Raw genomic sequence first — 8,166 nt, forward strand, 5'->3', positions numbered from 1 at the left:
TCTTCTACAATCAGGACATCTTACTGGTTCGTTTTCAAATCCTTTTTCTTTGTAGAATTCTTGTTCTCCAGTTGTGAATACAAATTCATTTCCGCAATCTTTACATACTAAAGTTTTATCTTCCATTATTAAATTCCTCCTCTTATTTAAAGATTAATTTCGATCCATATAATTCTCTAAAAGGAGAAATGTACTTATCTATTAAAAACCTTCTTTATTACAATGTTTATTATAACACATTCAAAATAAATTGCAAGTGTTTTATTTAAAATTTGTAAACTTTCCTATAGGGAAAATTATATTAACTTTAGTTCCTTCTCCATTTATAGAATTTAATGATATTCCAAGTCCTAATTTTTCACAAAGTTTTTTACAAAGATAAAGTCCTATGCCTGTAGATTTTCCATACTTCCTTCCATTTTTCCCTGTGAAGCCTTTATCAAAAACTCTACTTACATCATTTTTTGAAATGCCTATTCCATTGTCTTCAATAGTCAATATTATGTTATCCTCACCTTGAGTTGTATAAGCTTTTAAAACTCCACCATTATCCTTACTATATTTTATGGAATTAATAATAATTTGATTTACAATAAACTTTACCCATTTAAGATCTGTTATTGCTTTGCCTGAAACATCATTAATATCAACTGAAATTTTTTTATTTATAAAATCACGTCTATTAGTTCTAATGGCTTCCTTAATTGCTTCTTTTACATCAAATTCTTTTACTATATAATCATTGCTAACATCCGTACTTCTAGAATAATACAGAGCTTGATTTATGTATTCGTCAATTTTTCTAAGCTCATCTCCTAAAGCATTTTTCTCTTTGCTCCCACTATTTTCTACAATTAACTTTGAAGATGCTATTGGAGTCTTTATTTCATGAACCCATGTTTCAATATATTCTCTATACTCTTTTTGAAGATTTTTGTAAAAATTAACATGCTCATGCATATTTCTATTACATTCACTTAATACTTCATAAATAATTTTTCCTTCATAATAATTAGGGGATTTTATAACTTCAGGCAATAAATACTTTTTGTCTAATTTATCAATGATTCCAGTAATATCACCATAAAACTTTTTCTTTGTAATAAAATCTACTATTATATAAATGATCAAAGGAGAAAACCAAACAAGAAAAATCATAAACATTATTATAGCTGGCATTTTAGCTATACTCATTAAAACTAGAACTAATAAATATATTATTAAATTAATTATTATGTATGGTGATTTTGAAAGAAAATATTCTTTTATATTCATAATAGTATATACCCTAGTCCCCTCTTTGTTTCAATGCCCTCTTCAAATCCTATTTCATGAAGTTTCTTTCGTAGCCTAGTCACATTCACTGACAAAGTATTATCATCAACGTAAAGATCTGAATTCCACAAATAGTCCATTAAATCTTCTCTACTTACTATGCGCCCTTTATTTTTCATAAGGCAAAGTAATATCTTGAGTTCATTTTTAGTAACATCAATTTTATTTTCATTAAAAATTACAGTTCCATTAGTGATATTAAGTTTTAGCCCTTTATGTTCAACTATTTCGTAAGCTGAATTATTGCCAGAAGTTCTCCTAAGTACAGCAGTTATCCTTGCAAGAAGTATTTGAGTATTATAAGGTTTTGTTATAAAATCATCTGCTCCAAGATTCATACTCATAATTTCATCCATTTCACTATCCCTGCTTGTCACAATTATTATAGGTATGTCCTTCTCTTTTCTAATTTCCCTGCATATATAATATCCATCATAATAAGGAAGATTTATATCTAGCAAAATCAAATCCGGTTCATCCTTTAAAGCTATTTTTACTATATTTTCAAAATCATTTGGTGCATAAGCTTCATATCCATAACGCATTAAAAATTCAGTAAGCTCTTTTTTTATATTTTCATTATCTTCTATTAACATGATTTTAGGCATACAACTCCTCCTTTAAAATTATAATTATGAAAGCAGTCCTATTCAGATTTCCTTTGCATTTCCTAAATACAATTGTAACAATTTGCTTATATCTTTTATTAAATCATTTCTTTCAATAATATCAGAATAACTATTTACTACCAACTTTACAAGATCTGGTGAAAACTCATTATATACCTATCAAAGTATATCAAAAGATTACATCAGATTTTCCTAATAGTGTTATTATATCAAATACTACTTCTGAAAAATACAAAAAGGACTGTCTCCACTTTATTTTGAGACAGTCCTTTCTGTAAAATAACTTTTTAATTTTAATATGCAGTTTTAATAGTTCTAACACTACATGATATTGCAAAATTTATTATAAAGTATGTTGCAGCTAAAGTTCCAAATAATAAGAATACTTGCGATGAACTTGCGAAACTTCCCATAAGTATCATCCCTTTACCTGTAAATTCTTCTATTCCAACTGCCCACAAAAATGATGTATCTTTTATTACTGTAACTGATTGAGATAAAAATGTTGGAATGCAGCTTCTAAAACTCTGTGGTAATATTACATATTTTAAAGTTTGAAATTTTGAAAATCCTTGAGAATAAGCCGCTTCATATTGTCCCTTGCTAACTGAATTCATTCCTCCTCTAAATATTTCTGCCATTATAGCTGAAGTAAATAAAGTGAATGATAGAATTCCTGAATACATAGGTGGTATCGGAGCAAGAAATCTAATAGATAGTATCCATAATAATAATGGTGTATTTCTAAAAACTTCTATATATATAGTTGCTATCTTTCCTAAAATACCACTCGAAAAATTTCTTAATACAGCAAGAATTGTTCCAAAAAACATACTTAATACAATTGATACAAGTGCTATAATTAAAGTCAATTTTATTCCATTTAATAGAAATATTATGTTAGTCTGATTGAATACTTGTGACACTTTTATAGCCCCCCTTCACTTGCAACTGATAAGCCTTCCATAGAAGTCTCAGAAACAGTTGTTTTTCCCTTCTTTTCTTTTAATTCAAGTTTTCTTGCAAATCTTGCGAGTGGATAGCACATTATAAAATAAAGCATACCAGATACAACATATGCAGGACCATAGTACATATTTGAACTTGACCATGAGTCTGTTGTATACATTAAATCTCCACCTGCAATCATTGCGAGTACTGACGTATTTTTTATTAAGTTTACTAATTGATTTGTAAGTGGTGGTATTATTATCTTTATTGTTTGCGGTAATATTATATACCTCATAGTTTGAGTATGAGAGAATCCTTGAGACTTAGCCGCCTCAAATTGTCCCTTTGGTGTAGATATTATACCAGTTCTTACAACCTCTGCTATATATGCGCCATGATAAAATCCAACTCCCAATACCCCTATTGCAAATACTGGTAATACCACCTTTATATATGGAAGCCCATTAAATAAGAAGAAGATCTGAATTACAAGAGGTGTATTTTGAATTATTTCTACATATATTCTACTTATAATTTCTAAAAATTTTAATTTACTTGTAGAAAGTACCCCAAAGATAACCCCCAGTATTAATGCAAGTGCAAGTCCTAAAACTGCAACTTCAAGTGTTGTTAAAAATCCCTCAAAGAATACGTTATAATCTCTAAAAACTGCTTCCCATTTAAACCATGCAAATGGACTATTCATTATTTAATATCCCACTTTGCAATTAACTTATCCATTTCACCTGAAGTTTTCATTTCATTTACAACTTCATTTATTACTTTAGCAAGTTCAGTATTATCTTTTTTACTTACAATACCATATTCTTGAGGGTTATATCTATCATTTAATATTACTGTAGAATCATCGACATATCCATTTAAAATAGATGCATCAACTGAAAAACAATCAACTCTACCCGAATCTAATGCTGCCTTAAGTTCAGAATAACTACTAAGTTCAGAGAATTTAAGTTTAATTCCTTGCTTAGCTGCTTCTTGTTCTAATGCCGCTTTAGTTGTAGAACTTTGAGCTACTCCAATTGTCTTTCCATCTAACTCTTTAAGTGATGATACACCAAGACTTTTTTTAACAAGTAATCCAACCCCATCTTTTAAATATGAGTCAGAAAAATTATAACTCTTCTTTCTCTCGTCAGTTATTGTAAATGTACAAGCATCCATATCTACTTCTCCATTATCAAGAAGTGGGCCTCTTGTCTTTGCTGTAACACCTTGAAATTCAACTTTATTTTCATCGCCTAAAATCTTCTTTGCTACTTGCTTAGATAAATCAATTTCAAATCCTTCTATTTGACCTGTTTGAGGGTTTTTATATCCGAATTTAGGAACATCAACTTTTACCCCAACTTTTAATACTCCTCTATCTTTTATTGCTTGTATTTCTTTTGCTTCAGAACTATTATTATTTGTTGATGATGAACCACAACCTGTCATCATAATACATAATCCTAATCCTAATCCTAATAATACTTTTTTCAATTTCATATGTTTATCTCCCTATATTTTCATTTTTTACTATGTATTCTTTTAAGCTTAAAGAGTTTTCACATTAAATTACACTGTGCAAATTCTTATCTTATAACTTTATTTAAGAAGCTTTTAGTTCTTTCATTTTTTGGATTTGAGAAAAATTCTTTTGGATGTGCTTCTTCAATTATTTGACCACCATCCATAAATACAATTCTATCTGCTACTTGTTTTGCAAATCCCATTTCATGAGTCACAACAACCATTGTGATGTTTTCCTTAGATAATCCAACTAATACATCTAATACTTCTTGAATCATTTCAGGATCTAATGCAGATGTTGGTTCATCAAACAACATTATCTTAGGATGCATATTAAGTGCTCTTGCTATTGCAACTCTCTGTTGTTGTCCTCCTGATAGTTGACTTGGATAAACATTTGCCTTTTCTAAAAGACCTACCTTTTCTAAATATTTTAATCCAGACTCTTCTGAATCTTTCTTGCTTACATTTTGAAGTTTTATTGGTGCTAATGTAAGATTTTCTAACACTGTCATATGTGGATATAAATTAAATTGTTGAAAAACCATTGCGGTAGATTGACGAACTTTCGCTAAATCCTTTTTGAAATTCAAATCATATCCATCTACAATTACTTTTCCTGAAGTTGGCTCTTCTAAATAATTCATGCATCTAATAAGAGTTGATTTTCCAGATCCACTAGGACCTATTACAACTAATTTTTCTCCCTCCTTGACTGTTAAGTTAACATTTTTTAAAACATGTATATCTCCAAAATTTTTAACTATATTTTCTAACTTAATCATTTATGTCCCCCATTTAACTTTTTGAGTTCTCACGGAAATTCGTCAGCGCCTGTGATTACTCTCTTCTATCTACAAAACTTTTTCTAAAGGCATTGTAAAGCTTAAAGCAATATTTTGAATAAAGTAGCATTTCCTTGTATCTTTATAATATCATATGCGAGTAAATTTACACAAGGTTTATTTTCTTTTCTTGCAATAAAATAACCATATTCTTTCAAGTAATTCTAAAATTTAACTAATTCAAATGCAAATCCTCTCAATTATTGCAAGTTTTTTTTATAATATTGCAATACATTAAGATTCAATTGAGTATAAGCATTTTTAGTTATAGGAGAAAATTAAATGAATGTTAAAAATAAAAGGACTATATTATGTTTTATCGTTAGTGATTTAGCCATTCTTCCAGATAAAAATATTGTATTACAAAGACTAATTAAAAATCAAGATGATATTAGTTCTTCAATCAAACCATATTATGGAGAAGAAGCTGGAAATAAACTTTCAAAACTTTTAAGAGACCATATTTCAATTGCAGGTAAAGTTGTTGATGTGCTTTCAGATGGTATTGTCAAACAGTTTCCAGAAAAGTTCAAGTAATATCTATGTATCCTAATAAAACAGATAATAATTAGGGCTTATTAAGCAAACTCTAATTATTATCTGTTTTATAGTATCTGTCATATGATATAAAGAAAAAAGTCTATATTATGCTTAGTTCTTTAAAATATTCTACTAATCCACTATTCAAAATACAAATCTTAAAATTGCAACTGAAACTATCCCAACAACTACTGTTAATAACAAATTGTTCTTTTTAAAAGCAATTAATATTGTAGGTATTGCTGCCAATAGTTCTAAAAAATTACCTCGGATTGAAAATTTATCATTCACAGTAAAAAGTTCTACTGCTATTAAGGCAGCTAATATTGATATAGGTATGTATGTTAGAAATTCTTCAACATTTTTATTTAACTTTATTTTTGATAATATAGTTATTGGCAATACTCTTGGAAGTACAGTTACAATGCACCCTCCTATAATAACACTCCACACATAAAAGTTCATTCCTTAATCACCACCCCAATTAATGCTCCAATAACTGCTGCTATAATAACACCAGCACTAGTTGATGCTATTTGTGTACTTATTATTAAAACTATTATAGTTGTAATAATTATTATAATCGCTTTATTTAATTTTACATTGTCCCTTACTGCTGAAATTAATAATCCTATAAACATGGCAATTAAAGCAAAGTCTAATCCAAAAACCTTGTAGTCTGGTATAATACTTCCAAGAAGGACGCCAATCCCTGTAGCTATAATCCAGTTTATATATGCAATAATATTTAAACCCATCATCCAGAAATAATTAATATTCTTTTTATTAAATCCTTCTGCTGATGCGACTAAAAAAGTTTCATCTGTCAACAGTGCTCCTATAGAGATATTTTTTAAAAGTGAATTTTTCTTAAAATATGGTGCTAATGATGCACTCATAAATAAGTGCCTAAAATTAACGAAGAAAATTGATAATACTATACTTGCTGTAGATGCATTTGATAATATCATACTCGAAGCAATAAACTGAGCTGATCCAGCGTAAATAAAAATACTCATTCCTATTGCTTCAAAAAATGTAAGACCACATGATTTAGATAGAATTCCACAGGCAAATCCTATGCTTAAATATCCAAATATAGTTGGTATACAATCTTTTACTCCTTGAATAAAATAATATGTATTAGTTTTATTTTTTATATTTATAGAATTATTGCATGCCTCCTTAATTTCCACATACTTATCCCCCTTTGGTATTTAATTTTTTTAAATAAGAAAAAAAGAACTTTCTTATTTAATATATTGTTTTTATCCTTGTTTTTTCTTAAATTATACTTAGCTATTTATAAGAATACATCCCGTAATTTTTTCAAATTCATCTTTAATATTTTAAAATCTTTCTTCTCCATTTGCAATGTTTAAGGAAACTGTCATATTGCTTGGGTTATATGACCTAGCTTTTCTTCAAGCTTTTGGCCAATTTTAGGCGATATAAAGACAAGCTCAATATATCTTTTATTGCCGTTAGTCTTGATACTTTTTTATAAGGTTTATGTTCCTCATTTTCAAAGGCTTTATCAATTAAATTTAAGGCTACATTCTGCTCTACAGCTATAGCGTCCTCTACTTCAAAATATAACTTATCTCATACTAATCTTTTTGTACTCAAAGTCCTTGAACTTTTCTTCTATAATACTAGAAAGTTCTTGTAATGTAAGCTCTTTAGGCTTTAAATCCTCGATTATATCATCTTCTCTTCTTGCTTTAAACAAAAATAACCTTTTTAAATCGCTTTCAAAATATACACTCCTTACAATAACTTGCTTAAATTCACTTATACCTTGATTATCATTATTTTCATGAACCTCAGAAACTTTATTATGAGTACCATTTTCTACTTCTAAATTTTCTTCCCCAAAAAAATTCTTTTCACCACTCCATATATATGATAATTCTTCAATAGTCAAAAGCTTATTATTGTAATTTTCATAAATAAATTTCCACAATTCACTTATATTTTCTTCACTTAGTTTATCTTTTCTACTTAAAATCTGTGGAAAATTCTTATTTAATTGCTTTCTGGGATTTCTAATGTTTATATTTATTTCCTCACCACAAGCGGGTGTAAATGTTTTTCCTATAAATTCATTGGACACTTCTTTACCTAAGCTTCTTATAACGTCTTCATTTCCATGAACCAAGATAATATTTCTTGCAGATATTCTTTCTAATACCGTTACCAAAATTCTATAAAACTTTACAAAAAGAATATAAAAGTCTATAATTTTGTTTCTTTCCTACTTCATAGTGTCCAGTTTTGCCAAGGCTACTCCTGTTTGCTATAACACTCAATAGGCTTTGCTACTTAAAAAG

11 protein-coding genes are annotated in these 8,166 nt (G+C 28.4%); 1 reads left to right on the forward strand and 10 read right to left on the reverse strand.

The window, feature by feature from the left end:
- The 7 genes from LLF98_RS13875 to LLF98_RS13905 all read right to left on the reverse strand — a co-directional run.
- Positions 1–126, reverse strand: a 126-nt coding sequence (locus tag LLF98_RS13875) for a zinc-ribbon domain-containing protein (RefSeq protein ID WP_291704609.1), incomplete at its 3' end; no start/stop codon positions are given.
- 135 nt (positions 127–261) lie between these two features.
- A complete protein-coding gene (locus LLF98_RS13880; protein ID WP_291704592.1) occupies positions 262–1,275 on the reverse strand; it encodes an ATP-binding protein in 1,014 nt (337 codons plus the stop codon).
- Positions 1,272–1,943 carry a response regulator transcription factor gene (locus tag LLF98_RS13885; RefSeq protein WP_291704594.1) on the reverse strand — a complete coding sequence of 224 codons (672 nt, stop codon included), beginning with the start codon at positions 1,941–1,943 and terminating at the stop codon, positions 1,272–1,274. The genes LLF98_RS13880 and LLF98_RS13885 overlap by 4 nt, the downstream gene beginning before the upstream one ends.
- A 314-nt stretch (positions 1,944–2,257) precedes the next feature.
- Complete coding sequence (locus LLF98_RS13890; RefSeq protein ID WP_291704596.1) at positions 2,258–2,890, reverse strand: amino acid ABC transporter permease; 633 nt, start codon at positions 2,888–2,890, stop codon at positions 2,258–2,260.
- Positions 2,891–2,892: 2 nt separating this feature from the next.
- Positions 2,893–3,621, reverse strand: a complete 729-nt coding sequence (locus LLF98_RS13895; RefSeq protein WP_291704598.1) for an amino acid ABC transporter permease — start codon at positions 3,619–3,621, stop codon at positions 2,893–2,895.
- On the reverse strand, positions 3,621–4,424 hold the full coding sequence (locus tag LLF98_RS13900; RefSeq protein ID WP_291704600.1) for a transporter substrate-binding domain-containing protein: 804 nt from the start codon (positions 4,422–4,424) through the stop codon (positions 3,621–3,623). The genes LLF98_RS13895 and LLF98_RS13900 overlap by 1 nt, the downstream gene beginning before the upstream one ends.
- An 86-nt stretch (positions 4,425–4,510) precedes the next feature.
- The gene (locus LLF98_RS13905) at positions 4,511–5,233 is read right to left on the reverse strand and encodes an amino acid ABC transporter ATP-binding protein (protein WP_291704602.1); all 723 of its coding nucleotides are present in this window, start codon (positions 5,231–5,233) and stop codon (positions 4,511–4,513) included.
- 342 nt (positions 5,234–5,575) lie between these two features.
- On the opposite strand from LLF98_RS13905, the gene LLF98_RS13910 reads away from it, so the two are divergent.
- On the forward strand, positions 5,576–5,830 hold the full coding sequence (locus LLF98_RS13910; protein WP_366512121.1) for a hypothetical protein: 255 nt from the start codon (positions 5,576–5,578) through the stop codon (positions 5,828–5,830).
- A gap of 147 nt (positions 5,831–5,977) precedes the next feature.
- Here LLF98_RS13910 and LLF98_RS13915 read toward each other — a convergent pair whose 3' ends face one another.
- The 3 genes from LLF98_RS13915 to LLF98_RS13925 form a co-directional block, all read right to left on the reverse strand.
- Positions 5,978–6,298, reverse strand: coding sequence for an AzlD domain-containing protein (locus LLF98_RS13915; protein ID WP_291704604.1), 321 nt, complete (start codon positions 6,296–6,298; stop codon positions 5,978–5,980).
- Positions 6,295–7,029: an AzlC family ABC transporter permease gene (locus LLF98_RS13920; protein WP_291704605.1), complete on the reverse strand. Its 735-nt coding sequence runs from the start codon at positions 7,027–7,029 to the stop codon at positions 6,295–6,297. The genes LLF98_RS13915 and LLF98_RS13920 overlap by 4 nt, the downstream gene beginning before the upstream one ends.
- A 404-nt stretch (positions 7,030–7,433) precedes the next feature.
- Entirely contained in the window at positions 7,434–8,036 is a 603-nt protein-coding gene (locus LLF98_RS13925) for a hypothetical protein (RefSeq protein WP_291704607.1), read from the reverse strand.
- Positions 8,037–8,166: the final 130 nt, after the last annotated feature.

Source organism: Clostridium sp. (assembly GCF_021372645.1).
Lineage (GTDB): Bacteria > Bacillota > Clostridia > Clostridiales > Clostridiaceae > Clostridium.

Excerpts from the sequence above, each read along its gene's own strand:
- LLF98_RS13910 (WP_366512121.1), top strand. The coding sequence starts at position 5,576 with ATGAATGTTAAAAATAAAAGGACTATATTATGTTTTATCGTTAGTGAT.
- LLF98_RS13885 (WP_291704594.1), bottom strand. The coding sequence starts at position 1,943 with ATGCCTAAAATCATGTTAATAGAAGATAATGAAAATATAAAAAAAGAG.
- LLF98_RS13880 (WP_291704592.1), bottom strand. The coding sequence starts at position 1,275 with ATGAATATAAAAGAATATTTTCTTTCAAAATCACCATACATAATAATT.
- LLF98_RS13900 (WP_291704600.1), bottom strand. The coding sequence starts at position 4,424 with ATGAAATTGAAAAAAGTATTATTAGGATTAGGATTAGGATTATGTATT.
- LLF98_RS13905 (WP_291704602.1), bottom strand. The coding sequence starts at position 5,233 with ATGATTAAGTTAGAAAATATAGTTAAAAATTTTGGAGATATACATGTT.
- LLF98_RS13895 (WP_291704598.1), bottom strand. The coding sequence starts at position 3,621 with ATGAATAGTCCATTTGCATGGTTTAAATGGGAAGCAGTTTTTAGAGAT.
- LLF98_RS13915 (WP_291704604.1), bottom strand. The coding sequence starts at position 6,298 with ATGAACTTTTATGTGTGGAGTGTTATTATAGGAGGGTGCATTGTAACT.